37 protein-coding genes are annotated in these 26,867 nt (G+C 37.7%); 27 read left to right on the forward strand and 10 right to left on the reverse strand.

Going from position 1 to position 26,867, the window contains the following annotated elements:
* Positions 1-3 precede the first annotated feature (3 nt).
* A complete protein-coding gene (locus JCM12304_RS04340; protein ID WP_060678683.1) occupies positions 4-708 on the forward strand; it encodes a hypothetical protein in 705 nt (234 codons plus the stop codon).
* Positions 709-862: 154 nt separating this feature from the next.
* Here JCM12304_RS04340 and msrA read toward each other — a convergent pair whose 3' ends face one another.
* Positions 863-1,591 carry a peptide-methionine (S)-S-oxide reductase MsrA gene (msrA, locus tag JCM12304_RS04345; protein WP_019375660.1) on the reverse strand — a complete coding sequence of 243 codons (729 nt, stop codon included), beginning with the start codon at positions 1,589-1,591 and terminating at the stop codon, positions 863-865.
* Positions 1,592-1,819: 228 nt separating this feature from the next.
* Here msrA and JCM12304_RS04350 point away from each other — a divergent pair, with 228 nt between their 5' ends.
* A complete protein-coding gene (locus JCM12304_RS04350) occupies positions 1,820-2,353 on the forward strand; it encodes a hypothetical protein (RefSeq protein ID WP_060678684.1) in 534 nt (177 codons plus the stop codon).
* Between the two features lie 173 nt (positions 2,354-2,526).
* Here JCM12304_RS04350 and JCM12304_RS04355 read toward each other — a convergent pair whose 3' ends face one another.
* The 7 genes from JCM12304_RS04355 to JCM12304_RS19290 form a co-directional block, all read right to left on the reverse strand.
* The gene (locus JCM12304_RS04355; RefSeq protein ID WP_060678685.1) at positions 2,527-2,862 is read right to left on the reverse strand and encodes a hypothetical protein; all 336 of its coding nucleotides are present in this window, start codon (positions 2,860-2,862) and stop codon (positions 2,527-2,529) included.
* Between the two features lie 242 nt (positions 2,863-3,104).
* Positions 3,105-4,226 (reverse strand): M20 peptidase aminoacylase family protein, encoded by a 1,122-nt coding sequence (locus JCM12304_RS04360; RefSeq protein ID WP_060678686.1) that lies wholly within the window; start codon positions 4,224-4,226, stop codon positions 3,105-3,107.
* 62 nt (positions 4,227-4,288) lie between these two features.
* Entirely contained in the window at positions 4,289-4,525 is a 237-nt protein-coding gene (locus JCM12304_RS04365) for a hypothetical protein (protein ID WP_172675250.1), read from the reverse strand.
* Positions 4,522-4,986: a hypothetical protein gene (locus JCM12304_RS04370; RefSeq protein ID WP_060678688.1), complete on the reverse strand. Its 465-nt coding sequence runs from the start codon at positions 4,984-4,986 to the stop codon at positions 4,522-4,524. Before JCM12304_RS04370 ends, JCM12304_RS04365 begins: the two co-directional genes overlap by 4 nt.
* 2 nt (positions 4,987-4,988) lie before the next feature.
* Positions 4,989-6,098: a mandelate racemase/muconate lactonizing enzyme family protein gene (locus JCM12304_RS04375; protein WP_060678804.1), complete on the reverse strand. Its 1,110-nt coding sequence runs from the start codon at positions 6,096-6,098 to the stop codon at positions 4,989-4,991.
* A gap of 542 nt (positions 6,099-6,640) precedes the next feature.
* A complete protein-coding gene (locus tag JCM12304_RS04385; RefSeq protein ID WP_060678690.1) occupies positions 6,641-7,021 on the reverse strand; it encodes an ion channel in 381 nt (126 codons plus the stop codon).
* A gap of 256 nt (positions 7,022-7,277) precedes the next feature.
* Entirely contained in the window at positions 7,278-7,439 is a 162-nt protein-coding gene (locus JCM12304_RS19290) for a hypothetical protein (RefSeq protein WP_157360428.1), read from the reverse strand.
* 143 nt (positions 7,440-7,582) lie between these two features.
* Between JCM12304_RS19290 and JCM12304_RS20280 the strand changes: the two genes are divergently transcribed.
* Positions 7,583-8,713: an SEC-C metal-binding domain-containing protein gene (locus JCM12304_RS20280; protein ID WP_060678691.1), complete on the forward strand. Its 1,131-nt coding sequence runs from the start codon at positions 7,583-7,585 to the stop codon at positions 8,711-8,713.
* Between the two features lie 441 nt (positions 8,714-9,154).
* On the opposite strand, the gene JCM12304_RS04395 is transcribed toward JCM12304_RS20280, so the two are convergent.
* Positions 9,155-9,364 (reverse strand): hypothetical protein, encoded by a 210-nt coding sequence (locus JCM12304_RS04395; RefSeq protein ID WP_019375669.1) that lies wholly within the window; start codon positions 9,362-9,364, stop codon positions 9,155-9,157.
* A 221-nt stretch (positions 9,365-9,585) separates the two neighbouring features.
* Here JCM12304_RS04395 and JCM12304_RS04400 point away from each other — a divergent pair, with 221 nt between their 5' ends.
* Entirely contained in the window at positions 9,586-10,092 is a 507-nt protein-coding gene (locus JCM12304_RS04400) for a hypothetical protein (protein WP_019375670.1), read from the forward strand.
* Between the two features lie 92 nt (positions 10,093-10,184).
* Here the strand turns inward: JCM12304_RS04400 and JCM12304_RS04405 are convergent, their stop codons facing one another.
* Positions 10,185-11,669: an MDR family MFS transporter gene (locus JCM12304_RS04405; protein ID WP_060678692.1), complete on the reverse strand. Its 1,485-nt coding sequence runs from the start codon at positions 11,667-11,669 to the stop codon at positions 10,185-10,187.
* A 398-nt stretch (positions 11,670-12,067) separates the two neighbouring features.
* Here JCM12304_RS04405 and JCM12304_RS04410 point away from each other — a divergent pair, with 398 nt between their 5' ends.
* The 23 genes from JCM12304_RS04410 to JCM12304_RS04510 all read left to right on the forward strand — a co-directional run bounded on the left by JCM12304_RS04410 (position 12,068) and on the right by JCM12304_RS04510 (position 26,684).
* Positions 12,068-12,244, forward strand: a complete 177-nt coding sequence (locus JCM12304_RS04410) for a helix-turn-helix domain-containing protein (protein ID WP_060678693.1) — start codon at positions 12,068-12,070, stop codon at positions 12,242-12,244.
* A 36-nt stretch (positions 12,245-12,280) separates the two neighbouring features.
* Complete coding sequence (locus tag JCM12304_RS04415) at positions 12,281-13,228, forward strand: DnaD domain-containing protein (RefSeq protein WP_060678694.1); 948 nt, start codon at positions 12,281-12,283, stop codon at positions 13,226-13,228.
* Positions 13,225-13,548: a replicative helicase loader/inhibitor gene (locus JCM12304_RS04420; protein ID WP_060678695.1), complete on the forward strand. Its 324-nt coding sequence runs from the start codon at positions 13,225-13,227 to the stop codon at positions 13,546-13,548. The genes JCM12304_RS04415 and JCM12304_RS04420 overlap by 4 nt, the downstream gene beginning before the upstream one ends.
* On the forward strand, positions 13,545-14,819 hold the full coding sequence (dnaB, locus tag JCM12304_RS04425; RefSeq protein ID WP_060678696.1) for a replicative DNA helicase: 1,275 nt from the start codon (positions 13,545-13,547) through the stop codon (positions 14,817-14,819). Before JCM12304_RS04420 ends, dnaB begins: the two co-directional genes overlap by 4 nt.
* 197 nt (positions 14,820-15,016) lie before the next feature.
* Entirely contained in the window at positions 15,017-15,190 is a 174-nt protein-coding gene (locus JCM12304_RS19490) for a hypothetical protein (RefSeq protein ID WP_172675251.1), read from the forward strand.
* Positions 15,191-15,215: 25 nt separating this feature from the next.
* Positions 15,216-15,644, forward strand: a complete 429-nt coding sequence (locus tag JCM12304_RS04430) for a hypothetical protein (protein WP_060678697.1) — start codon at positions 15,216-15,218, stop codon at positions 15,642-15,644.
* Between the two features lie 59 nt (positions 15,645-15,703).
* On the forward strand, positions 15,704-16,006 hold the full coding sequence (locus tag JCM12304_RS04435) for a hypothetical protein (RefSeq protein ID WP_060678698.1): 303 nt from the start codon (positions 15,704-15,706) through the stop codon (positions 16,004-16,006).
* Positions 16,007-16,044: 38 nt separating this feature from the next.
* On the forward strand, positions 16,045-16,788 hold the full coding sequence (locus JCM12304_RS04440; RefSeq protein WP_060678699.1) for a DUF5694 domain-containing protein: 744 nt from the start codon (positions 16,045-16,047) through the stop codon (positions 16,786-16,788).
* Positions 16,769-17,278, forward strand: coding sequence for a hypothetical protein (locus tag JCM12304_RS04445; protein ID WP_060678700.1), 510 nt, complete (start codon positions 16,769-16,771; stop codon positions 17,276-17,278). The genes JCM12304_RS04440 and JCM12304_RS04445 overlap by 20 nt, the downstream gene beginning before the upstream one ends.
* A 2-nt stretch (positions 17,279-17,280) precedes the next feature.
* Positions 17,281-17,631, forward strand: coding sequence for a DUF2200 domain-containing protein (locus JCM12304_RS04450; RefSeq protein ID WP_060678701.1), 351 nt, complete (start codon positions 17,281-17,283; stop codon positions 17,629-17,631).
* 244 nt (positions 17,632-17,875) lie between these two features.
* Positions 17,876-18,283 carry an HIT family protein gene (locus JCM12304_RS04455; RefSeq protein ID WP_060678702.1) on the forward strand — a complete coding sequence of 136 codons (408 nt, stop codon included), beginning with the start codon at positions 17,876-17,878 and terminating at the stop codon, positions 18,281-18,283.
* Positions 18,284-18,386: 103 nt separating this feature from the next.
* Positions 18,387-18,560 carry a DUF4083 domain-containing protein gene (locus JCM12304_RS19295; protein WP_157360429.1) on the forward strand — a complete coding sequence of 58 codons (174 nt, stop codon included), beginning with the start codon at positions 18,387-18,389 and terminating at the stop codon, positions 18,558-18,560.
* Between the two features lie 71 nt (positions 18,561-18,631).
* Entirely contained in the window at positions 18,632-18,763 is a 132-nt protein-coding gene (locus JCM12304_RS19935) for a hypothetical protein (protein WP_256200760.1), read from the forward strand.
* Between the two features lie 637 nt (positions 18,764-19,400).
* Positions 19,401-19,916, forward strand: a complete 516-nt coding sequence (locus JCM12304_RS04465) for an ankyrin repeat domain-containing protein (RefSeq protein ID WP_369813133.1) — start codon at positions 19,401-19,403, stop codon at positions 19,914-19,916.
* A gap of 1,019 nt (positions 19,917-20,935) precedes the next feature.
* Entirely contained in the window at positions 20,936-21,376 is a 441-nt protein-coding gene (locus JCM12304_RS04470) for a hypothetical protein (RefSeq protein WP_060678705.1), read from the forward strand.
* A 212-nt stretch (positions 21,377-21,588) separates the two neighbouring features.
* Complete coding sequence (locus tag JCM12304_RS04475) at positions 21,589-22,365, forward strand: class I SAM-dependent methyltransferase (protein ID WP_060678706.1); 777 nt, start codon at positions 21,589-21,591, stop codon at positions 22,363-22,365.
* 105 nt (positions 22,366-22,470) lie between these two features.
* The gene (locus JCM12304_RS04480) at positions 22,471-22,989 is read left to right on the forward strand and encodes a P-loop NTPase family protein (protein ID WP_060678707.1); all 519 of its coding nucleotides are present in this window, start codon (positions 22,471-22,473) and stop codon (positions 22,987-22,989) included.
* Positions 22,990-23,114: 125 nt separating this feature from the next.
* Complete coding sequence (locus JCM12304_RS04485; RefSeq protein ID WP_060678708.1) at positions 23,115-23,585, forward strand: GNAT family N-acetyltransferase; 471 nt, start codon at positions 23,115-23,117, stop codon at positions 23,583-23,585.
* 70 nt (positions 23,586-23,655) lie between these two features.
* Complete coding sequence (locus tag JCM12304_RS04490) at positions 23,656-24,108, forward strand: NUDIX hydrolase (RefSeq protein WP_060678709.1); 453 nt, start codon at positions 23,656-23,658, stop codon at positions 24,106-24,108.
* Between the two features lie 165 nt (positions 24,109-24,273).
* Positions 24,274-24,726, forward strand: coding sequence for a hypothetical protein (locus tag JCM12304_RS04495; protein ID WP_256200761.1), 453 nt, complete (start codon positions 24,274-24,276; stop codon positions 24,724-24,726).
* Between the two features lie 105 nt (positions 24,727-24,831).
* A complete protein-coding gene (locus JCM12304_RS04500) occupies positions 24,832-25,338 on the forward strand; it encodes an NUDIX hydrolase (RefSeq protein ID WP_060678710.1) in 507 nt (168 codons plus the stop codon).
* Positions 25,339-25,549: 211 nt separating this feature from the next.
* On the forward strand, positions 25,550-26,119 hold the full coding sequence (locus tag JCM12304_RS04505; protein WP_060678711.1) for a hypothetical protein: 570 nt from the start codon (positions 25,550-25,552) through the stop codon (positions 26,117-26,119).
* Between the two features lie 127 nt (positions 26,120-26,246).
* Positions 26,247-26,684, forward strand: coding sequence for an N-acetyltransferase (locus JCM12304_RS04510; RefSeq protein ID WP_060678712.1), 438 nt, complete (start codon positions 26,247-26,249; stop codon positions 26,682-26,684).
* The last annotated feature ends 183 nt before the right edge of the window (positions 26,685-26,867 follow it).

A 26,867-nucleotide genomic window follows, 5' to 3' on the forward strand; every position in this document is an offset into this window, starting at 1 on the left:
AACATGAGTAATGCCATTATTTTGCCTTTAACACCAAAACAAGAAATGGTGATTGCTTCTGATAATAGTGGGGCGATCGGAGAAAAAGAAATGGACGCGGTTCATGTTCCAAACACAGTGGTAGCGCATTACGCATGCTGTGTTGCTATGATGGATTTACTAGCAGTCGGAGGCGAACCGCATGCTGTCGTCATGCAAAACTTTACAGATGAAGTAGCCTGGGATGCTTATCAGCTTGGAGTAAGACAGGTGATGGACGAACTGGATTATGATGCAATACCGATTACAGGAAGCACAGAAAGTAATTTTCCTGGACTGCAATCCGGCCTGGGATTAACGGTGATTGGGAAACGATCTATTGGTGCAGCGCTAGATGTACTCTCTAAGCATGTGCGGTTTGCTGTAATTGGAGTGCCGTTGGTAGGAAATGAAGTGGTTGAACATGCTGACAAAATAGCACCACTTCGCTTATTTAAAAAACTTTGCGATATGGCTGTCGTAAAAGGTGTTGCGCCAGTTGGCTCTAAAGGCATTGCAGCAACCTGGCAAAAATGGACGAACAGAACCGCCGGCCATCTTAGCTGTGGGGAGGATATCATGAAATCAGCTGGTCCGGCAACGTGTTTTATTATTGCTTTTGAAAGGGAATATACCGAACTTGTCGAGAGCATTGCAGGGGCACATTATCATGAATTGATTGTTGAGTAGATTTGGGGACGCGTGATTGAAGGGGATTTTAATCGGCTGCAGGCCAGGTTAATCCGCCGGAGAGCAAAACAATCCGCACTAATGTGAAATCAACATATAATAATACCCATAAATCAAGGGCAACAATGATAAATTGTATGCCCTTGATTTTTATTTATTTACTTAGCTTTTCCACAATTTCTTTATCCATTTCAATTGGATCAATCGCAAACTGATTTGCAGTGTTTAAGTTTATATGACAGTAACCATTTGGATTTTTTTCTAAATAATCCTGATGAAATTCTTCTGCCTTATAAAAGTTCTCCAGTGGCTGTGCTTCAGTTACAATGGTATCCTTATAATATTCCTGTTCGCGCTCGATTGCTGATTTTACCACTTTTTCTTCAGCCGGGTCAGTAAAGTAAATACCTGTTCGATATTGAACCCCGACATCGTTTCCCTGCTTGTTTTTAGAGGTTGGATCAATGACCTGGAACAATCTGTCAATCAACGTATCCAAGGAAACACGCTCTGGATCATACGTAACCTCTACCGTTTCAGCAAAATTCTGATCGCCTTTAATGACATCCTCGTAGCTTGGATTTTTACCCTTACCATTGGCATAACCAGAAACAACTTGAGATACCCCGTAAATGCGATTCATATATGCTTCCACACCCCAGAAGCAACCACCAGCAAAATAAATCTTTTTCAGGTCGCGTCCTTCGTATTCTAAGTGTTCATTAATATTTTTTACATCAGGTTTCAACATGTAACCATCTCCTTCTTCTGCAGGTTTGGGATCTGGATGATTATTCGTAGAACTACCGAGAGACATTCCCGTGCATGCCGCAAGAAAAACACCGCAAAGCACAATGAAAAACAATTTAAAGGTAACATGCATATGAGGCACCTCTTTTCTTAGAATGGTAGAGCGCAAGTGGAAGAGCAATGTACGAAATTTTGGATGAGGATCTTTATTTCCTTTATAACACAGGAAAGACCGTAGTGATACCATTTTGCTTTAAAGGAGTGTCGTGGAATATTCTCTTCTTTAATAAAATATTGTATGATGGAAAGGAATACATACTATTACGAATGTACAAAATTTTCCTGAGAGGCAGGTTAGAAAGTGAACTTGGTAGCATGGTTGATTGTTGTTTGCGAAATTAGTTTTTGGGTTTTCATCATTGCAGGATTAGTGACAAGATATATTTTTAATCAGAAAAAAGCGGGTCTACTATTGCTAGCTATGACTCCCTTAGTTGATGTGGTGCTGTTTATCGTTACTGGTATAGACATATATCGGGGTGCTGTACCAACTATCGCGCATAGTATCGCACCACTTTATATTGCTATTTCCATCGTGTACGGGAAAAGCATGATCCGCTGGGCTGACGAACGATTTCTTTACTATGTGAAGCGAGAAGGGCCGAAGCCAAAACGTAGGATCGGCATGGATTATGCCAAGCACAGCATGAAGGGGTCGTTGCAGCACGTGCTGGCATACATGATTGGGGGAGCAATGCTGCTGTTCATGATCTATTATATTGGTACTGATGTTGACACAACAGAGCTTTGGGCAACGCTTAGAGTTTGGGGGATTATCGTGATCATAGATAATGCCATCTCCATAAGCTATTTTATTTGGCCAAGAAAAGCATAAACTTATTTTTTACAAGATAAAAAGCTAGTTATAAACAGTACAGGATGTCCTATTGAACATTTTCACAAGATAAAAAACCTCTAGTATCAGTACAGGATTTCCTGGTGAACACAGAAATGTACTGTGGTTATAAAACTTTATTTAAAAAGAACTTGGCCGGATGATGTTCGTTATCAGAAATCATTTTCCATATTAATTAAAAAAGTCTTATCTTCGTCTGTTATTGGCTGATGGTTAATCTGTAGTTTCGAATTCAACAAAACTTTCCCCTCAGCCATTACTGACTCAGGTAAAACACATGGAATATCCCGGTCGATTACCTTTCCTTCTAAATCATAAAATAAGTACCCCTCTTTTTGATCATAAATGAAGGAATTGATTTTCATATTTGGTGTAATGAGTAAAGTGATTTTTTGCTCCTCATTCCATATGACCTTGATAAGGGTTTTCTTTTTTATTTTATTTTCAACTAAAACTTTTAATGTACTAAGTGATACTGCTTCTTCCATTGGTATACCTCCAAGCAACTTGGTGTTATTCCTGTTTAATAATCTTATTATATCCATAATAGATGCGCCCACTCAAATGAGAGGCGGACGGCGTGATATGAGAGACCGGCGGGCCCAAATGAGAGGCCCCACGCCAATATGAGAGACTCACCCACTCAAATGAGAGAGCCCCACGCCGATATGAGAGACTCACCCACTCAAATGAGAGCCCCTACTCAAATAGGAGACCCCACACCATCCACCTAAACGCCATAAACTTCCTTCACAGCTGCGTATAAAATAGCTACACCATTCATTAAGGCTTTTTCATTAAACGTCATGTTGGGGTGATGCAGCCCTGGCTTTAGGTCACATCCCAGACCGAGCATGGTTGCTTTTAAGTCTGGTCGTTTGATGGTGTAGAAATGAAAGTCATCGCCTCCTGGCGTAACAAGTGGGGGATCCACATGCTCTCTTCCTAATACAGAAACAGCTGCTTTTTCCATAATCTGAATTGCTTCCCGATTTGTTTCAGCTGCAGGAATTTTTTCTTTATGTGTAATTGCTACTTTCACATCATAAAGCTGATGCATTGCCTCAAGTATTTCTTCGACTTTCTTCTCCAGTTCATCCATGACCTGATTATCCTGTGCGCGCATATCAATGGCAAAAATGGCGTGGCCTGGGATAATGTTCGTGCTCTTGCCACCTGCATGTACATTTGTCATTTTAGCTGAATACGGGATGCGTGGATTTAAATGGATATTTCCAAGCAGATTAACAATTTCTGCAATCACTTCAATTGCGTTAACATTTAAATGCGGTCTTGCTGCATGCGCATCATGTCCGGTTATCTCTGCTTCATATACGGTTGTGGCTCCATGGATAATGACAGGGGTTGCGTGTCCCATCGCGGTTTCTTCCTGTGGGCGGAGATGTATACCGAATAAGTAATCCACTTGGTCCATTCCCCCTTTTTCCACCATTTTTAGCGCACCGGCACCTTGTTCTTCCGCAGGTTGAAAAATAAATTTGATCGCGATGTTATTTTTGAGTGATGGATTTTCCTCCAGCTTCCATAATAATCCAAGTACCATCGCCATATGTGCATCATGACCGCACGAGTGGTTTGGCTGGAATGTACCGTTCACTTCCTGCCATAATGCATCCATATCGGCGCGGATGGCTACAACCGGAAGATTACTGTTAAAATTTCCATATGAACCAATAACTCCTGTACAATCATTAAACGTCGTTACCTCACACCCATTATCCTTTAAAATGGATGCAATATACTTCGTTGTTTCCGTCTCTTCCCAGCTTATTTCCGCATGTTCATGCAAGTAATGAAACGTATTTATCACTTGCTCCTGAAGCTTACTCATTCTGATCCTCGCCTTCCTCTGTGTTGATATTTTATTCTATGAAAAAATTCCTTCGAAGCACTCTATTTCGAATAGATCACTTCAACTTTTTCATCGGAGGCTTGAATGGAAATACCACGATATCCTTCTTGGAGTAATTGCTGTTGTAATTTTGTTTGGGCCATGCCAACGGTTTTTGATTGCATGGCTGGAGTGTCTCTTTTGGCCTTAAAATCACGAAAAAGTACATAACGCAGCTTTCCATTATATTTTTCCTTTAAAGCAATGATTTTCATCCCCAAAGCAAGCTTGTCCTTCAAACTGGGAATGTTGAATGGGGCAACGGTTGTTGCAACATACCGAAAGCGAGACTTATCGATTTTTTCCATAACAACCTTTCCCATCTGGGTCTGCAGGCCATTCCCGCGAAATTCGGGATGCACGACGAAATTTCCGAGTACATCATCGAACGTTTTGCCTCATCTGTCAGACCTGCATCGGAACCAAGATGCTCTGGATCATCAATTGGCGGTATGAGCATAGCACGAAAGGCAATCAAGTTTTCCTTCACATAGATACCAATCATAAAACCATTTCCAGATAAAATATTTTTAAATTCCTCTTTACTTAGAGGTTGAAGGGCATTAGATTGTGCCACAGCCTGTTTAACTACTTCCTGAAGCTGTATAATTTCATTTATATTTTTCATATCTAAATGGCGAAGCTCAAATGGTTCCCTGCTTTTTGGCAGCTTTCCGTGTTCGATTATTGATTCTTCCACAATTATTTTACCTCCTTGGAATAGACAGTTAATGCATGTAATATATCCTCGTTCACATCAACACCAAGTCCGGCTTTTTCGTTTAATTGAATAAAAGGTACATCGTAATGCAGGTTACCGATATCTTTGGAAAATTTTAATGGCCCAGTCAGCTCAACACTGCTAATTGCTTTTTTTGAAAAGGCTACATGAAAACCAGCAGCAGAACCAACAGAGGATTCTACCATGGAACCAACCTGGCAATCGATACCAGCCATTTCTGCCATAGCGGCAAGCTTAGCGGCAGGGTACATGCCACCACATTTCATAAGCTTAATGTTCACTTTATCAGCTGCTCGTTTCGCAATAATTTCGCGCATCTGTTTAAAACCGACAAGTGCTTCATCTGCCATGATTGGTGTAGAGGACTTTGCTTTTACTTCTGCAAGTGCATCGATATCCTCGGCAACGACCGGCTGCTCCAGCCAATCTAGTGCTACGTTTTTCAGGGCATCAAGTGCTTGTAAGGTCTTAGCAGCCGATTGCCATCCTTGATTCACGTCTACCCGGATAGCAGCCTTGTTTCCAACACGGTCACTCACAGCCTTGATCCGCGCCACGTCGTCCGCTACATCATAGCCAACCTTCATTTTAAAAGAAGTGTATCCTTTAGCGACACGATCTTCTGCACTGGCTGCCATTTTTTCTGGTGTATCAATACTTAACACATGCGTGATGGGGAATTTTTCATGATAACGACCACCAAGCAACACATATGCAGGCACATGTAGTGCTTTTCCAACAACATCATAACAGGCAATATCAATTGCAGCCTTCGCGGTTGGAGCGCCTAGGATAGCTTTGTTCATGACATCATGTATTTTTTCCAAATTCATCGGATTTTGCCCAATAAGCTGTGGAGCAAGTGTCTTCGTTATAATCTGAAATACACTTTCCACAGATTCGCCTGTTACATGTTCATCAGCCACCCCTTCACCATAACCTACCCAACCGTCCTCAGTCGTTAGCTTAACTATTACGGAGGGCATGCTGTCATAGGAGGCATAGCTGATGACAAAAGGCTCGATTAATGGGAATTCAACTACAAAAACTTCTATGCTATGTATTTTCATATAAATCTCCTTCATTTTTTCTCCACCTCAACCTAAAGCTGGAGCGTTTTCTTATAGGTTAAATATGAACGAAAAACTTAGCAAGTGTCAATGGGAAGGAAGGGAAAATTGAATATTTTGTAGGAGGTGGGATGAAGGAGTTCTGAAATGAGAGAGTCGCGTGCCTGAATGAAAGAGCTCATTGCTCAAATGAGAGGGTCGCGTGTTCAAATGAGAGATCCCCGTACTCAAATGAGAAACACACACGTCCAAATGAGAGAGCCGCGTGTTCAGATGAGAAACACACACGTCCAGATGAGAGAGCCGCGTGTTCAAATGAGAGACACACGCGTCCAAATGAGAGAGTCGCGCGTCCAAATGAGAGACACACACGTTAAAATAAGAGAGCCTAGCATTCAGATGAGAGACACACGCACTCAGATGAGAGACACACACGCCAAAATAAGAAAGCTCTCCCAAAAATGAGAGAGCTCCAAGTATGAGTAAGCTAGCGCGACGAACAATAAGTCGGTTCATGCCGCGCGCTGCTCCTCAATCAACTATTAATCTTTTTTTCTAGTTCGATTCGATTCTTTCAATTCAGCTCTTTTTTCTTCTGATAGTTCAAATTTCACGACAGCAAATCCGATCATCACAATAATCATCAGCATGACGCCAACACCTACAACAAGGTAGATCATCGTAAACCATTTACTAATGGCAGCTTCTGGAACCAAGCCGGTAGTTACACTTGTTGGAATCAAGCTGACAAATGCGTAATAGAAGGCATCCAAGAAGGACCAGCCTTCGATTCGACTGTAGAACAGTGTCCCGGATAATAATATTATTGCTAAGGTAGCTAATAAGGATTTAAACACGCGTTCCTTCATTAGACGGAAAACTGCTGACAATAAACGCTTTAAGGTTAAAAAGAATGAAATCACTTTTTCTCCACTCCGATATTTTGAGATGTATGTTGCTTTCCATAGAAACTACTCATAAACAGTTTTTGGAAAAACAAGATGAGTATCATTTTACAAGAAGAAAATTGGTTTGCCTAATAAAAACAACACAAAAAGGCGAGTTCGTGTTGTGAATATACGAGATTTAGGAAATTACTGAAGCCGTTTTTTACAAACATTACCCTATAGCACGCAAATATTAAAATAACCGAGTTACCAGATTCCTCATCATCTATCTTTATAAATTATCTTCATGCTTCCTGCTATCAAGCTTTTGTAGCTTTTTCTCCAGCCTGTTTACCTTCTTAACTAAATAAACTACCAAAACCAGCAGCACGATAGGAATGATCCAAGTGGCAAAAATACCAACTATCATTGCAAGTAAAGAAGTTCCGCTCATCATAAATCCCCCCGTTTTATTATCTATATGGTAACATAGCTGGCAAATGAAACTTTACAATTGTTGTCAGTACACAGCCTAACTGTAAAATATCCGCTAATTCATGTATAATAGCAGGTAGATCAGTAATTGAGGTGGTAGTTATGAACGAAGATAAGCAGTGGAAAGAAATAAATTCTAAACAAATATTAAAAGAAGGACTTGCCAACTATTCTAAAGATGAGCTTACAGAAATAAGAAAGTTTTTGAATATAAAAAATGCAAGCAGCTTAAAGAAGGCTGACCTTATAGACTTGTTGGATGAAACGATTCCAGAAAGCCTGCAGGAGGTTTGTCAGATTTGGGACAAGGAGCGATTTCAGCTATTACAAACAATAGCTAAAAATGGAGGTTTCATTCCAGCACCTGAACTGGAACCTGAGCAGTATAGTTATTTGCGTGCTACTGGATTTGTCTTTACTGGAACGAATAATGGGAAAAAGATACTCGCGGTGCCAACAGATATAATCGAACAAATAAAATCATTGCAAACAAACTTTCAAATAAAAGCAGCTATAAAAAGAAATACAGAATGGATCCAGCTTACCCATGGTCTACTCTATTTTTATGGAACGTTGAAAATTTATCATCTTGCTGAAATGCTAAAAGAATATACAGGTGAATCAATTCATATTGACGACTACCTTGAGGTTATTTTTGATGCTAACGAATATTATGATGAGCTGCAGCTTGGTACATCCGGATTATCCTATTGGAGAGTAGAGGACCCGGAAAGTGTCCTACGGGAGCATGAAATGAGAAAAGACGTCCCATATTATCCATTTACAAAAAAGCAGGTTTTGCAAGCAGCTGAGCCAGGTTATGTAGAAAAAAACCAAATGTACAAGCAATTGGTAGCACATATTTTAAAAAATTTCGAAGTGGATCGAGATGAAGCAGAAACGATTGTTGCAGATGGAGTAGATTTTATTCAGGAAGGCGTAGGTCCTAATGAGGTTATACACTATTTCAACGATATTTTCGAAGCTGATAGCAAAAAACAATTGCAAGCAATGATTGACAAAGTATCTCGGCTCATGAATCACACAAGGCAATGGGATTTGAAGGGGCACATGCCAATTGAATTATCAAATGTTGACAGATCAATTCTACGCCAATTACCTAATTATGAAGGTCATTCAAATCCTGCGGAAGCGCAAGTAAAAGTAGGCCGAAATGATCCATGCCCATGCGGAAGCGGGAAAAAATATAAAAAATGTTGTTTGAATAAATAATGGCAACTAGTAAAAGATCGCGGACAGTCTTGGACTGTCCGTTTTTTTGTGTGGGGCGCGTCTAACGGACAGACTAGCGCTGCTCCGCATGAAAAGTGTCCAATAGAAGCGGTCTAATAGACAAAATAGCGCTGTTCCGTATGAAAAGTGTCCAATAGAAGTGGTCTAATGGACAGAATAGCGTTGTTTCGTATGAAAACTGTCCAATAGAAGCGGTCTAATGGACAGAATAGCGCTGATTCGTATCAGAAGTGTCCAATAGAAGCGGTCTAATGGACAAACTAGCGCTGCTCAGCATGAAAATTGTCCAATAGAAGCAGTCTAATGGACAAAATAGCGCAGATCCGCCTCATAAGTGTCCAATAAAAATTCAGGCACAGTCAAGCTTCTATTAAATTCGAAAATAAGCGAGCCTTATTAAAGCTAAATTATCACTCAGCCTCACTCATATTCTTTCTTCTCTTCAGAAGGCTTCATATCCATTAACCACCATAAGCCTGTGGTGATTAACGATGCAGTAAGTATCTCTCCGATTAAATCTGCTGTTGGTTGATGCTGGTATAGTAAGTGAACGAGGCTTTGGCCTGCAGTAGCAAAAATAAATATCTTTGTATATTTCCATATGTAACTTCTCTTCGAATAACCGCGCATGAGGTCCCCTCCCCGTTATGTACTAGCTTCCAATTTCTTTGGTAACACGTCTCTAGTTTAACAAAAATTGGAATAATTATGGGTGTCCATTAACTAAATTGAGTGTGCAGGCTGAAACTTTTTATCTGGTAATTCGTAACCATACATACTACTGTTTTCAAAATTCAACAGAACAGAGAACATAGAATGATTGCTTTAAATGTTTTAAAAGGATGATTAAAATGCCAATTGTACAGACGCTATTTATTTTATACATCGTAACTTTTTTGCTGATGTTTATCTTCATTTATCGTAGTAACAGAAAGGAAAAAGAAGAAGAGAATATGGGGTTAGTCATGGTTACTACGGTTTCCGCATTGCTTGCATTGGCACCTACAGTACTTTTTGCAATTATATTATTTGCGCTCGTGGGTTCTGCGAATGTGGTGGATACGATGTTTAGCCTCCATGTAGATATCACTGATATCATTTTCTTTTCTATTGGTGTGCTTATCTATCTATTTACAATTGATAGTATCATTGAAGCGATTGTGAAATATCTTGTAGGAAAAACCAGTTTCGATCATGCCATTATATTGTTAACTCGAGTAGGGGCTTTTTACTTCATTGGCTTGCTTATTGGTTTAGATCAGACAAACAGCATTGTCGTTGGGGGAGGAGTGGCACTCATTATTCTTGTGTTGGAGCTTTTATTTAAGCTGAGGGAAAATAATCGGAAGGAAAAATAACATGGAATGAAGGTATCAAATAAACTAAAAAAACCCCGCCCATATACTGCATAGGCGGGGGTTTTTTAACTAAATTATTTCAAAATCATTGATTAGCCTTGCTCTTGTAACTCATCCTCCTGCTTAGGTGGCACAGCCCGATATACGACAAATGCCAGAATAACAGCAAGAATTGAAATGGCAAATGCGATGAAGTAGACCAACTCGACACCAGCAACCATCGCCTGCTTAATGGTTGCAGGATCTTGCGGATTACTTGCTTGCCCCAAGAAGTGAAGCTGCCTTGCATTCATGATGCTTATAAATACAGAAACACCAATGGCTCCGGCAACTGGCTGCAATGTTGTCATTACCGCAGTTCCATGTGGATACAGATGCTTGGGCAATTGATTTAACCCGTTCGTTTCAGCAGGCATCATTATTGCAGATACAGAAAGCATTAACAGAATATACCCGGTAATCACCACCCATATTGGTGTATCCACATCTAACCGGCTAAACATAAATACCGTACCACTCAATACGAAAGTTGCTGGAATCATCAACCACCGCGGTCCGAACTTATCGAATAAATGCCCCATAAATGGTGACATGATCCCATTCAATATACTACCTGGCAGTAAGATTAAGCCAGCGGTAGCAGCAGTTAACGCAAGCGGTCCCTGCATATAGATCGGTAAAATGATCTCAGAAGCGAACATGGACATGATGATAATCAAAAACATAATAACCGCATGGGTATACATCGGATATTTGAACACTCTTAAATTCATTACTGGCTCTTCCAACTTAAGCTGTCTAACCGAAAATAAAATGATCCCCACAATTCCTAAGGTAATTGGGATGAGCACTCCAGGGCTAAGAAAACCTGCATCACTTTCCCCAGCAGCACTAAAACCATAGATAATCGAACCGAAACCGATCGTAGAAAATACTAAGGAAAGAACATCAATTTTCGGCTTAGTCACTTCAGAAACATTAATTAAGAACTTGTAAGCAAATGCAATTGAAAAAACTGCAAATGGAAGCACGGTAATAAATAAATAGCGCCAGCCTAAGTACTCCACGATCACCCCTGATAAGGTAGGACCAATTGCCGGAGCAAACATAATTACAAGGCCAACGATTCCCATGATTTTCCCCCGTTTATGTGGAGGGTAAATTAATAAAAACACATTAAAAATAATTGGCATGAGCAAACCCGTTCCTACAGCTTGAATCAACCGACCAACCAATAGGATTGAAAAGCTGGGCGCCATTGCACTGATCGCTGTGCCGATAGAAAAAACGGTCATCGTTCCCAGGAAAAGCTGGCGGGTGGTAAACCACTGCAGCAACAAGGCAGACACAGGTATAACAATTCCCATTACCAACATAAAACCAGTCGCCATCCACTGCACAGTAGGCAGTGAAATATGAAATTCCTCCATTAATGTTGTTAGCGCAATATTTAACAACGTCTCATTTAGTATTGCAAAAAAAGCACCAATAATTAGCGAAAGCATAATCGGCAAAGTTTTTACATTGGGATCCTCTGATAAATATTCGTATTTTTTTGGTGTATGATTATCCTTCATCCAAAAACCCTCTCCATACCTATATTAAAAAACTGCTCTCTGAAAGGCCAAAACAGATACTAAAGGAGAGTAGCACCTATTAAGCGCTCCTCTCCTGTCATTACTACAGAGAACAAATTATATTATCCAGATAAGTATAAAGGTTTTTATCCAGGAAGGGAATGAAAAGGTGTTATGAAAGCAAACATTTATTTTTGCAAAACGCCGTTATTGAAATGAGAGAGCCTGCGCTAATATGAGAGACAAGCCCACCCAAATGAGAGAACCCACGACAATACGGGAGCCCTCCCACAACCGCCACATCCAATCCTAAAAAAACAAAAATTTATCTGAAATGCCCCCTTTTTAGCCGCTGCTACGATTATAGATATGAAGAAACCAAAAGAGGGGGTGAGTTCATGGAAAATAAACCAGTATGTGTGAAGGAAATGGCAGCATATCTTGGGATTCACAAGGACACGTTATACCGGATGGCCAAGCGAAAAGAAATACCTCATTTTAAAGTTGGTGGAAAGATTTTATTTTCACCTTCTACTATTCAGCAATGGATTCAAGCTAAAGAAAACAAGAATTAAGCAACAACCAAAATAATGAAAAGGAGAACATTGACAATGAATTTTATAAAAGAATTAAATGCATTTCGGGATTGGGTAACTATACATCCGATGCCATCAGGTTCCGTTGTACTGTGGTATACCTTAATGAACATAAATAATTCGATTGGTTGGAAGCAGCAATTCAATGCTGCTAATTCAACCGTACAAGTTCTTTCTGGATTATCCAAAACAGGGGTGGAAAAGGCCCGGCGAAACTTACTCGAAAAGAAGCTGATTCATTTTGAAAAAGGGAGCCGCGGGCGTGCTCCCATTTATGAGATGTGTTCTCTTTCCAACTGGAGAATCGACCAAACGAACCATCATCAACCAATGAACGAAAAACCACCCTTCCATCTAAATCAAAAAGAAGAACTGCCACTTCCGAAAGACCAACTAAACAACGCTTGTTTACCAGGAAACCAGATGAAGGAAAACGAGCAAATACATTCAAATTTGGAACAGAACCAGTTAATAGGAAACATACAAGAAGTCTTAATCGAGGGTGCAAAAGAAACCCATAAAGAGGGCTTAAATAGAGGAGAAAGCTTAAAAGAACACGTAAAAGATAGCCAATATAAGGCACAAAAGTGGGCCATACCTAAACAGAAACAGAAACAAGAAAGAAGAGGACGTCAGGAGGAAATTCTATTTTTATTTTATAAACAAAATATCGGAAATCTAAAACCGATGATCATAGAGGAATTACAGGGATGGATGGAAGAGCTAGGTGATGAGATTGTCCTTGAAGCAATGCGATTAGCAGTGAAATTCGGTGGGCGTACTTTTGGTTATGTCGAAAAGATTCTTAAAGAATGGAGCAATAAAGAGCTGCAAACCATTGATCAAGTGAAGAAATATGAAGATGAAAAATCAATGAAGCATGAGCGGCACACCTATTCCAGTACATCATCAAAAACTAAAAACTTATTTGATGACTTACGAAAGGAGGTATTCGTTGTATGACACAGGAGGAGGCGATTTCCATATTGGAAACAATTGAAGCTGTCTATCCGAAATTTGAGTTGAATCCTACAAAAGCCAGACTTTTAGTCCCGAAATTAATGAAGATGGAATATCAAGGGGTCAATGAAAAGCTAGCAGATTTTACTGTGAATCATATTTATCCTCCAACCATCGCAGAGATAGCTGTCTATTTACCGGAAACAAATGTGCACACGAGAAAAATAAATAAATGGCGAAAAGAAGCTGCAAACGTCTCACAGGCAAAAAAAGAGGCATTTGCACAAGCTTTTAAACAGCTCAGCAATGAAAAAGTAAAATGAAACTCGAAAATTATGAAGCGGAAACGGCTGTACTTGGGTCAGTTTTGCTTGAAGGCACATTGTTTAACAGTCTCCAGCTCAACGAAGAATATTTTTATTACAAGCAGCATCGCTTAATTTTTCAGGCAATGAAAGAGACAGCGGCCAAAGGGGAATTTGTTGATGCAGTAACTGTTACAACTATGCTGGGAAATGATATTCACCAGGTTGGTGGCACCATTTATTTACTGAAATTAGTGGAGTCTGTTGCCAGTACTGCAAGTTTGAAGCATTATGAGCAATTAGTTGTTGACGCGTTTCGTCTTCGGAAGGCAAAGGAGTTTACATTAGCGTATAGTACACAACCAACGGAAGAAAATCTTGATCTTCTCATTGGCCAACTGCAAACGATACGCGAAACAGGTAGGGTTACAGAGGATAAATCGACGTATGATTATCTGCTTGAAATTACAGATGAACTGCTAGCTGAGCAAACACAGCCGACTGGAATCTCTACCACTTTTTCCTCGCTTGATGAAATGACAGGTGGGATGCAGCCTGGAGAATTACTTATTATTGCTGCACGACCATCCATGGGAAAGACAGCTTTTGCATTAAACCTTGCAGCCGGACATTGCAAGCATCATGGAAGATCCTCCGTCTTCAGTTTGGAAATGGGAACAAAGCCTTTATTAAAACGGATTATCTCATCAGAGGGCTCTATAGATGGGCAAAAATGGAAGGACATGCTTTTTTCGGAACAGGATTATGAACAGGCTATCCACGCAATTGGAGAGATTGCTGACTGGAAGCTCACCATCTTTGATACGAAACGGACATTACTGGATATTCGATCCACAATCCGAAGATATGTGCATGACCACCCAGAAGATAACCATCTGGTCATCATCGATTATTTGCAATTAATCATTCCTACTGGAAACAAGGAGCGTCGAGATCTGGAGGTAGGAGAAATCACAAGAGAGTTAAAATTACTTGCGATGGAACTGAATATACCTATTGTGCTCCTATCCCAGCTTTCGCGTGGTGTGGAAGCACGGCAGAACAAGCGGCCACTGATGTCTGATCTTAGAGAATCCGGCAACATCGAACAAGACGCAGATGTCATTTTTCTTCTGTACCGGGAGGATTATTATGAAAAAAATACAACGAATAAAAATATGGAAATTATAATCTCCAAGCAGCGCAACGGCCCAACAGGTACCATTGTGCTTCCTTTTCACAAGGAGTATGGGAGATTTGTAGATGCGAAGAGGGAAGAGTCAGGTTAGGAACAAGTTTTTGACACATCATAGTTCTGTTAAAAATTTATAAATGATCTTTCTAACCTAAATCATCCATTCATTCACAGAATAGTATGATACAATAAGTCTAAAATTGGAATTATTAGGTATTTAATTGAAACCTACCATAAAACGAAACGTATGAAAAGTGAGGAGACATTTTTTAGAAACATTGGAGGGAGAGTATGAGGTTTGAGCGTCTAGATTGGGCATTGTTCACAGGGGTTTTTGTGGGGATAGTTATACTTATAATGGAATCCTTGATTAAAAACCCTCCTTTCCCAATAACGATTTTCGTTGCGGGAGGAGCGGCACTTATTGGTGGGCTGCTAGGTAACAAACTTTTTCCACAGAAGTGATTACATAGATAAAAGGGGGAGGAAAATGGAGTATAAGTTAGACAATCAAAGGCTTCGTATGTTAGTAATCGTATTTCTTGTAATAAGCTGGAATATTGTTGCAGACTATTACGATTTTTCCTATCTGTTGCTACTCGCATTTTTACTGTTAGCCGTTGTTCTCGGATCCTTTCACTTCCATTTCAAAATTAATGAAGATCAATTAATCTACAAAGTTAGCTTTATGAAAATACGTGTGCTGCAGAAACACATCTATCCCCATCAAATTGAGCGATTGAAATTTATTCGTGTAAACTGGGCAACAAAAGCTGCCATCATAAAAGTAAATAAAGGGTTGAACGTTCGCTTAGCCGTTCTAGAACCGAAAACGGCATATGATCACCTCCTTACATTTGCTAAAGAAAATCAGGTAGCAGTAGAAAAAACAAAGGATTATAGCATTCTGGAAAGATAATAATTCTAGCATTATTGCTTTAACGGTATGTTGAAAAATAGGTGAGAGGAGGGGAATACATGATGGGTTTATTGAATATCGGAAGTGTGATACTAGGAATTGTTGCGTGGGTACTCCCGGCAATTAGCTTGTTAAGCTATGACAAAACGAAAGTGAAAAAGTGGCTGGTACTATCCATCCTCAGCATTACCGCCTGTGCTTTAGCTCTTTGTTTTCAAATTATCTATAACTACCACCTGGTAAAAATACAAGATTGGGCTGCACTCTTGGATACTACAGGAGCCGTTGTTTTCGCCTCGGTTGTGCTGTTGAGTGTTACTGTTTTATTAAACGCGATCACCTTCATCAAAACAGTAAAGTAAATACATAACAAACCCCCCCAAAGAATAGGAGGAATTTCTTGGTTAATGAAAACCCAAAGCCACGAGTAATGATTTTAGGAACATTTCATATGCGACAAACACCCGATTTAGAGGGTGTGGATCTTCACTCCATTTCAAATTTGGAAAAACAGAATGAAATAAAAGCAGTATTAATGGCTATACAAAAATTCAATCCAACAAAAATTGCGGTGGAAGTTGTAAAGGAAAACCAAGCTGCTTTAAATGAAGAATACCACCAATTTTTACATGGGGAATTGGCTCTGGAAGTAAATGAAGTGCACCAATTTGGGTTCCGAGCAGCGGCTGAATTACATCATGAGAACGTCTACGCAGTCGATTGGATGGGGAATGGAAGTAATCGCGGTTTGGGCTCCGTTTTTGAATGGGCTCGAACCGAAAAACCTGAACTTTATAAGCAATTGAATGAATACTATCGTCCGAAATTAGAGTTTCCAGAAGAAGAAAACATATTTAATTTGATTCAAATGTGTAATGATCCTAGAAGAAACAAACTTGATCATGAAATGTATTTGGCGGTTGGCCGACTTCAGAAGGAGACAGAATATATAGGGTTGGACTGGTTAAGCTGGTGGTATCAACGAAATCTCACTATCTATTCCAATATAGCAGAAATTACAAAAGAATCATCTGATCGTACACTGTTAATCATCGGTTCTGCACATGTTCACCTTCTAACCCAATTTCTAAAAGAAAGCGGTTTATATGAGGTGGGGGCAGCAAATGAGTATATTTACGAATGAGGAGATCTATTTTCGTGTATGGATGAAGGTGATGAAGAGACTGCTGACAACAATTCTAGCAATTATTATTTTTGCCACATTGTTTTCTGCAATATCATATGTCCCAAGTTCCCAACGTGAACCAAATGTTTACTATTTTGGTTTTTTAGAAACATTTCTATTTGTCGTTATCTATTCGGGACCTGTGTACTTTCTGGTAGGGTTACCTGCATCCATTATTATTGATAGGCTAGCACGTGTACTCGGGAAGCATTATGGTTGGAAGAAGTACTTTATTCAGTTTGGCTTATATTCCTTGGCTGGTGTTCTTGCTGGCTTTGTATTTAGTTTGTTTTTTGGAGGTACAATTAGCTCAGAAGAAGTTTTACCACTTTCTATATTGGGAGTGGCAGCAGCAATTATCTATTTTCATGTATCTTTATTGGTTTCGAAAATTAGAGTTGAAGAGAAACAGCAAAGACATTGGAGCAGAAAAAAGGAGGAGGACTAATAATGACAAAACATAAAATTTATACGATGCCAGTAGCAAACGTATATCCACATTATATTAACAAGGCAGAAAGAAAAGGGCGAACTAAATCAGAAGTCGATGAAATTATTCATTGGCTGACAGGTTACAGTCAGGAACAAATGGAGAGCTTGTTAGAAAACGAGACGGACTTTGAGACCTTTTTTGAAGAAGCTCCTGCATTGAACCCTTCCCGAAAAGCAATCAAAGGTGTAATTTGTGGTGTGCGTGTGGAGGACATCGAAGAACCAACCATGCAGGAAATTCGTTACTTGGATAAGCTAGTCGATGAATTAGCAAAAGGCAAATCAATGGATAAAATATTACGGAAGTAAAACAACGAATGTAAAACTAGTTTTTAGATTTTAATTAATAAAAAGTACATCACACCTCATGTAGTAAACAGCAATTTGTACATTTTAATTAGAAGGAGGCCCATCATTGGATTTTCTAGTCACTGTTGCGACCGTTATGGGTATCACTTTCCTAATCCTTTTTTTAGCCTATGTAAAAACACTTAGAGAAAAAGATCATGATGATGAAGCAAAGTAATTTTGACTGTATTGAAGGAGACTGAATATGGACAATTGTGTATTCTGCAAACCAGATTTAGAACCAGGGCAAAACATCGTTTTTAGCAATGAACACTGTCTGTTTTTACAGCTGGAAAGCTCGCAAATAAAAGGAAAAAACTTAGAAGGAGCAGGAATAATTGTCCCCAAAAGGCATCGGGTAACTGCATTTGATTTAACAGAAGAAGAATGGATTGCCACATACCGCTTACTTCAAGAAGTTAAACAATACATCGATAAGAAGCATCACCCTGATGGATACAATCTTGGCTGGAATTGTGGGGAAGTCGGAGGTCAACATATTTTCCATGCACATTTTCATGTTTTACCACGATACAAAGATGAGTCGCTTGCAGGAAAAGGAATCCGGTATATGTTTAAAGGAGAAGCAAATCAGAGAAAAGCTGGGAAGTAGCTTGTTTATCGTATTTGAAAAATATAACCAGCCGCTCACTAAATAAAGAAGTACCGTTCTATTTAGAAGTGTTAAACAAATTAATAGATTTGAGGGCTTTCTAATGAATGATATCGTATGGGGAGATGTACTGATTCAGCTTGGGTTTCTCGTGATTTTGCTAGTAATTACTGCATTTATTATCTATGCCATCCGCACATGGGTAAAACGGTCAAACCAAATGAATCGAATCGAAAAGAAGTTAGAGGATCTAAATGAACGTAAGAAGGATTATTGATTTTCTTGATATGTGAAACTTTTAGGTAGTTAATTATCATGGGAATTTTAAAAAGAGGATGAGGATTAAGAGTGCAAGATATTTTTGATAAAGTTGCTGGAATTACTCTAGGAAAACATGAGCAATACCATGACTTGACTACAGCTAAACAGCCACTAGATTTACTAAAAGAGCAATTGGACGGATTAGAAATACCAATTTAGCTAAGTTCGATCCGTGTCATAACCTTTCCATGACTCCACTGGCCATTGGTAAAAAGGTTAAATTAGACACACTGGAAGGAAAAAAGTCCTTTGTATGGAAGATTGGCTGAATTTCTCTACTTGTATAGAAAATTAATTTACCTTTCATCAGAAGGGCTTCACTGAGCCAGTAATTCTGTGGATTTCTAAAAACGAATGGAGTGGGAAAGGAAATAGGTGTGAAATGAATACATATAGACTTTTAAATATAATTGGCTTGGGATCAATACTATCAGTAATCGTTTATTTTGTAGCTTATGCTCATGAGTACAGTAAAGAGAAAATTATTTCAGGGTTGGTATTCTACTTTGCAGCAACCGTTATATATTTTTTATTTGTATTTCTTTATCACAAAAGTAAACTAGGGCAAAAGATCACTTTGTATGGTTTAAGTGCAATTGCTCTGGTTTTAATTTATCTTCTTTTAGGGCGAGGGGAATAAGTTAAAATGCTTTTTACACTCATTAAAACGCAGGTGTTGGACACCAAACACTGTTCCAGAATCGGGTCATTTAACGGAATAAGCAGGAGTACCAAAAGGTTAAGTAGAATTTAACTGATGAGCCTTAGCTTGAAAATTATAAAGGGGGATTTAATTGTGAATTCAAATGTAAATGAGGTATTTCAGTCTTTAGAATCAAATGATGTCCAATCATTACAAAAGAGCCTGACCTCCGACCCGTCTTTAGCAAATGCAGAAAATGAACAGGGATTGACTCCTCTAGGTTTTGCAGCACATTTAGGTAATAAGGATGCTGTAAAAACACTTTTAGATTTCCATGCAGATATTAATGCGGTTTCTCATTCTAAAGTAGAGTATATTCCTTCAAATACAGCACTTCATGCTGCCATCGCAGGTTCGCGAAATTTAGAGGTTATTGAACTTCTTTTAGGAAATGAAGCCCCAACAAATATATTTGATAGCAATGGTCATACAGCTTTGCATACTGCTGCATTCCATGATGATAATACACAATTAATTAATCTACTGATTAAACATGGGGCTTCTGTTGATGCAAAGGTTGATGGAGGGAAAACTGCAATGGAATTGGCAATAGAGCAGGGGAATAACCAAGTGGCAGAGCAATTAAAACAGTTTGTCGGTTCTAAATAACAAAAATTGTCTTCCAGAATTGGACGCCTTAACGGAATAACAAAGTGTCTTGTTTTTTCGTTATACGCATTTTATAGCATAAAAAATCATCTCAATAATAGGATGCTTTCCATGAATGAGAAGCCCTTTGTTAAGCAAGTGGATTTAATTGAAAAATGAAATAACGAAGATGAAAGTGTGTACAAACGGTGAATTCGTGGTATACTGAACATAGAAAGATTATTGATGCATACACTAGTAAAGACCGTTCCATACTGAAACATGGAACGGTCATAATAGACCGAACCCCATCAAGAGGGGTTAGGCGCATTCAGGAAAGTAATCCCTCAAAGGCCGTGCAAACCACATGAGGGATTATTTTTTATTTTTATCGGACATGATAAACGCATTTAACATGCCAAATGAAACCATCAGCATTAGAACGCTTATTATATCCATAGGCGCCACCCCCCTTCTTGGAAATTCCGCTTTTGGATTGTGCTACTTATATCCCTCTTTGAAATGCTAACTCAATGGAAGAAAGTTAAGAAATCACAGTCATAGTCGAGTTATATCATATTAATTTAACTGGCCTTTTTTAATAAGAAAGCGTGTTGATATTATATAACACCTTAATAAGGAGGTATGTTACATGAGCACGAAAGAAGAAGTAATTAAACTAATTAAGGATTTACCGGAGAATGTAACCATCGATGATATTATGCAGGAGCAAAAAAATAGATAAAGGTATTAAAGAGCTGAATGCTGAAAAATTTGTTTCTCATGAAGTAGTTAAGGAGAAATTAGGTAAATAGCTGAATTAAAGTGGGCAGAATCTGATGAAAAACATTCACAATGCTAGGAACTTTAAAGATATAAACCAATAAACATCAGGGCTTTGAATTAGCGCTATGATGTATTTTTAAAAAAATTAATAGATTTGAGAGGCAATACACTTTAACAGTCTGACTCGATCTCGGAAGGTAGACAAAAGGTTGCGTCCGTTTTCAAAATGGCAGTGACTCAGCAAGGGGGCTAGTATGAAATATAAACACTTATTATTTTTAATAGCGTCATATATTTTGGCTTTTTCAGTAAATTTAATGCCTTCGATAATGCATCCAGACTTGAAGGTGGATGGTTTCAATTTGCTGGTAACTTTATTGTTTATGTTCTTATTACTTTTGTACTCCAGAAGAGGAAGTAAGAAATTGAAGGTGTTTGCAGTATTAGGAGTCATTTCAGGTATTCTTGTATTCTTCATTACAACATTTGAACACGCTATGTTTGATAATATCATTTTAGATTCAATAGCATCATTGCAGTATCCTTTTTACTTGATTTTTATCACGCCAGTGTTTGGAGGAAATATATTATTCGACCTAAGTTACGGGTCATACTCCTTGTTAATGTCATTGTTTTATGGAATTATTTTCGGTTTAACAATTTATTTTAAAAAGAAGGATGAAATAGCCGTTTAATTCCACAAAAATAAACGGGTGATTTAGTTAAGAGCATATTTCAGAATAGGACGCACTACTTAAACCAATGTTTCCTTCAATATAGTACCAGAAAAAAATGATAACTAAAATTTATCTATTTATATTGGAAAATAGTATTTCTAATTATAGTTACTTCCAGGTATAATTTAAGTAGACAGAAAAATGGGAAATTTCGAGAGGGTGGATGCGACATGAGGATGGACTTTCATAACCAACAGAATCGTCTAACTTATACCACACGGGAAGCTAACAAATCATGGATTGAAACAATAAGCAAACTTATATCCATTAACGATATCTCAAAGGCTGCAGATATTGGATGTGGTGGAGGAATTTATTCGAAGGCAATGGCGGACGTCGGTGTAACCTCTGTTACTGGTGTTGATTTTTCTGAGGCGATGCTTGAAGGGGCTAAAGAATATTGTGAGGGATACGAAAACATTTCACTCCGGTATGGAAACGCTCTAGAAACAGGATTGGATGATAATAGTTATGATTTAGTTCTTGAGAGAGCATTAATACATCATATTAAAGATTTACAACCGTGTTTTGAAGAAGCATATAGGATTTTACAAAATGATGGGATTTATATTATTCAAGATCGTACTCCTGAAGATTGTTTACTAGAAGGTGATGAGAACCATATCAGAGGGTATTTCTTTGAACTTTTCCCACAACTAATTGAAAAGGAGACTAAACGTAGATTTCATAGTCAATTTGTAATTAACACACTTAAGGCAGCAGGATTTAAACATATCAAAGAAGAAAAGTTTTGGGAAGTAAGAAAAGTGTATGAAAATAAAGAGCAGTTATTTAAAGATTTGAGTGAACGAACAGGAAGAAGCATTTTGCATGAGTTAGACGATGAAGAACTGAAATCGTTAATAGCTCATATTGATAAATCAATATCAACAGATCAAGATTTAATTGAAAAAGACAGGTGGACAATTTGGAAAGCAGTGAAATAGTTAGTAGCTTTTAGCCAAAGTGGGATGGAATGAAGTAATAGCGTAATAATCGACTGAAAATTATATAATTTGATAAAGAAAATCATGAAGGATTAGGTGTTTTTATTGAAAAAGACAACTCCTAAAAGAATCCATATAATTGGTTCTGTTGGAAGTGGTAAAACAACTTTAGCAAAGGAATTATCTTTTAAATTCGATATCCCATATTATGAATTAGATAATGTAGTTTGGAAAAGGCATAGTTCTGGAGATATAAGAAGGACTGAACAAGAGAGAGAAAGGTATTTAAATAATATATTACAATCCGACAGTTGGATCCTAGAAGGAGTTCATCAAGAGGATTGGGTTAGCAATTGTTTTCAAAGTGCTGATTTGATTATCTTTTTGGATACAAAATACTCTATTAGAATATACCGGATTATTAAGAGATTCTTTAAACAAAAACCTCGATTGGAGAAGTCAAATTACCAACCAACAGTACATATATTCTTTAAAATGTTTAGATGGAATCGTCATTTTGAGGAAGTAGGAAAGGTTAATTTTTTTAATAAATATGGCATACATAAAAATAAAATAGAAATTCTTAACAGCACAACAAACAGTGTTAAGAAATACTTCAATTAAAGAGCACTTTCGGAATCGGTCGCAGTTTTTGAATAAGGGCAGTGCGCAATTGAACTGGATTGTCACATATAATCATCTTTTAGGTGACGCTGTAAAAAGTCTAAAATAACTTGGTAGGTGAATGTATGAAAGTTAGTCTTGTTAAAGGAACAGAAAATGATGCAGAAGCTATTTTTGATATACAAGTAAAGGCATTTACACCCTTGTTAGAGAAGTACAATGATTATGATGTAAATCCTGCAAAAGAAACTATTGATAGAGTAGTAGAGAGAATAAATAGACCTAATGGAGGTTTTTACAAGATATTAGTTGGCAGTGAAATTGTTGGTGCTATGTGCATCTTTTGGGAAGAGAATGTACGGTTTTGGATTAGCCCAATGTTTATTTTACCTTCTTATCAAGGTAAGGGAATAGCTCAGAAGGCAATGATTTTAATGGAAAAAATGTTCCCTGAAGCCACCAGTTGGGAATTATCTACAATATTAGAAGAAGCTCGAAATTGTTACCTTTATGAAAAAATGGGATATAGCCAAACAGGAGTACGCAGAATTATAAATGATAATACGACGCTTGTTTTTTATAAAAAATCTTGTTAAGCGAACGAGTACTTCATTATTAAAAGCAATGTTCATCAGGTTGGTTATATGCTAAAGGGGGGATTTTTAAGTGGATTATGTAGGTGAGATAAGAAAACTGGTTGGTCACAGACCTTTAATATTAACTGGTTCGGTGGTTCTTATTTTAAACGAAAACAATGAGTTATTATTACAGCATAGAACTGATGGGGGATGGGGATTGCCAGGAGGATTAATGGAATTAGGAGAAAGCTTAGAAGATACTGCGAGAAGAGAAGTAAAAGAAGAGACAAACCTTGAGATTGACGAGCTTAAATTGTTAGGAGTATTTTCTGGTGAAGACTACTACTTTAAGGTTTCTAATGGTGATGAATTATATTCTGTAACTGCTGTTTATGTAACAAGAAATATAAAAGTTAAGATTGAATATGATCCAACTGAATCATACGACGTGCAGTACTTTGGTATTAAGAATTTACCTGAGGGATTAACTAAAGAATATCGTAGCTACATAGATCCTTTCATTGAAGAATTATGTAAATAGCTTAGATTTACATTATCTCCACAGATAGATAATTAGGCTTTAGAAGATACTTCTCAATATATATTTCCAAACTTTCATAAAAGGACGATAATCCGTAATAAGAATTTTAGTCAATATTTAAAAAAGGGTAAAGAGCCATATTGTGCATTGCAAGGGGGCTTATAAATGAGGGGAATTACTGTTGTCGTTGTTATCTTATTGTCAGTTTTTATATTTAGTAGCTGCAATAATGGATTATCTGGGAGCAAGCCACCTGTGGTCTCTATAAAGATTGATAATAAAGAATATGATACCAGACTAGGTACATATTGTTGGAATGGGAACTGTGTGGATACCGTTGGACCAGTAGAGCTATTGAATGATAAAGCCCCTGTACAAGTACAAGCTGGTGAGCAAATCAAATTGAACATGGAGTACACACCAAAACCTAATGAAATTTATCTTTCACAGATGAAAAATGTTGGTGAGAAGGAAATTAAATTAAAGCATAATCAGTTTAAAGCGCCTGATAAAAAAGGTACTTATTTTTATGTGTATAGTGTTAGGTGGCTGGATGAAGAAAATGAAAATTTATCTCACGGTGATGCTTTCTATGCTTTTGCCATAGAAGTTCAATAACAGAGTGTGAGTAGGTACATTTGAGAAGATAGTCATAAGAAGTAAAGATAAATCAATAGGTAAAAGAGAATTTAATATAGAAATAAAGTAGGGAGTACTTTTTAGATGGGTATGTCTGATTATTATAAAAACCTTCGAGAAAAGGTAGGAAATGAATTATTACTTATGCCTAGTGTTGCAGGAGTTGTTCGAAATGTTAAAGGAGAAATTTTATTTCAGAACAAAGGAACCGGGGAGAAGTGGAGTCTTCCAGCTGGAGGGATAGAAGTTGGAGAGGTACCAGCAGAAGCCATTGCTCGTGAAGTTTGGGGAGAGACAGGTCTGATTGTTGTTCCTAAGAAATTATTAGGAGTATTTGGAGGCAAGGATTTTCGATATGAATATCCTAACGGTCATCTAGTAGAATATAATACCTATGTTTTTGAGTGTGAAATAAAAAGCGGTCTTCAAAACCCAATAGATAGAGAAACTACTGAATTGCGTTATTTTAGTTTAGAAGACATGCCTGAACTAGCCTTGCCGTACCCAAAATCGCTATTCTTGCCAGACGAAAATAAGGAAGTATATTTTCAGTGGGACGAGAAGTGGTTAGATAATTTTTCGCTGTATTAACTATGCTGGCTTATACTACTAACAGACGATTATACGGAAAAACTAATTGGCAAATTTTAATAAAGCTGTCGAGAACGGAATAAATGGTTTTAAGCTTAGGACATATTATTAACAATCGTACGCAATTGACGAAAAGTTACTAGTTCTTCAATTATTATTCCAAGGGACATTGCTGTGCAGGGAGGAATTAAAAATAAGGAAATATTTTATAATGCTTGTACTAATGCTTGTCTTACCTATTGCAGGCTGTAGTACCTCAGATAAGATTGATAGTAAAGAATTAGAAAAAATTGAAGTGAAAAAGACAAAGGATGAAACCGTTCAAGATGACTTTCTCTTCCGGTTGGTGAGCAAAAAGGACCAGTATAAAAAAGGGGAAGAGGTTATATTGTACGGCGAAATTGTATATAAAGGCGATAAAAAAGAAGTTAATATTAACCATGCTTCCTCTGCTATCTTTTTTAATATACGAGAAGAAACAAGAGGATACGAAATAGGTTATGCTGTAAAAGATATCGGATTAACTACAACACTTTATAGATTAGGGAGCCCTTATCAAAAACAATATACAAAAAATATTGGTTACAACCCAGAAAATGAGACACAGGATTACGAGCAATTTACGGATGATTTTTTAAAGAATGATGGTTTTCCTCCTGGCTATTACAAAGTAAAAGGGCATACGGACTTTTCTTTATCGTCTGAAGGAGAACTGGAACAGAAGAAATTTAATATGGAAGCAGCAATGACTTTAAAGTTGTTGAGTAGAATGACAAGATAAATCTAGGTTACCTTCTGTGGGGAAATATCTCACGGATCTATAAAACTATAGTTGGTTAATATCCGTATACTGCCACCGGAAGTACTGAAATCTCTGGGATTACGGGTTAAACGGAAAGAGGAACATTATGATAAGAGAATATAAGGATACCGATATTGATACATTGGTGGACATCTGGTACAAAGGTTCATTACAGGCACACGATTTTATTGATTCTGCTTATTGGGAATCTCAAATTAAAGAGATGAAGGATAAATATATTCCAATGTCAGAAACATATGTCATAACTGAGCAAACAAAAATAATAGGTTTTGTTTCAATGGTAGAGGATTATTTGGCAGCACTATTTATTGATGTTGCATATCAAAATAATGGTGCTGGAAAAGAGTTATTGAAATTTGTAAAGAGACAAAGAAATGAAATTCAGTTAAAAGTCTACAAAGAAAATTTCTCAGCAGTACGTTTTTACGAAAAGAATGAATTTATTATAAAAAAAGAATTAACAGATGAGCCAACGAATAAACAAGAGTATTTAATGGGATGGACTAAAGACACAAACAACTAGAAAGCATCTGGTGAAAATTAATGAAAGATTGAAAGATAATAAGAAATACATTAGCTGAAAACGCAGAGCATAGCATACATACTAATAATCCGGTTGTTTGAATAATGTAATTTTATCTTTAGTTACCTGAAAATGAATAAAGATGCACTCTTTATTGGATGCAAGGAATTTTTATGGATTGCA

The organism is Virgibacillus halodenitrificans JCM 12304, assembly GCF_001310895.1.
In the GTDB taxonomy this organism is placed as follows: Bacteria; Bacillota; Bacilli; order Bacillales; family Amphibacillaceae; genus Virgibacillus_Q; species Virgibacillus_Q halodenitrificans.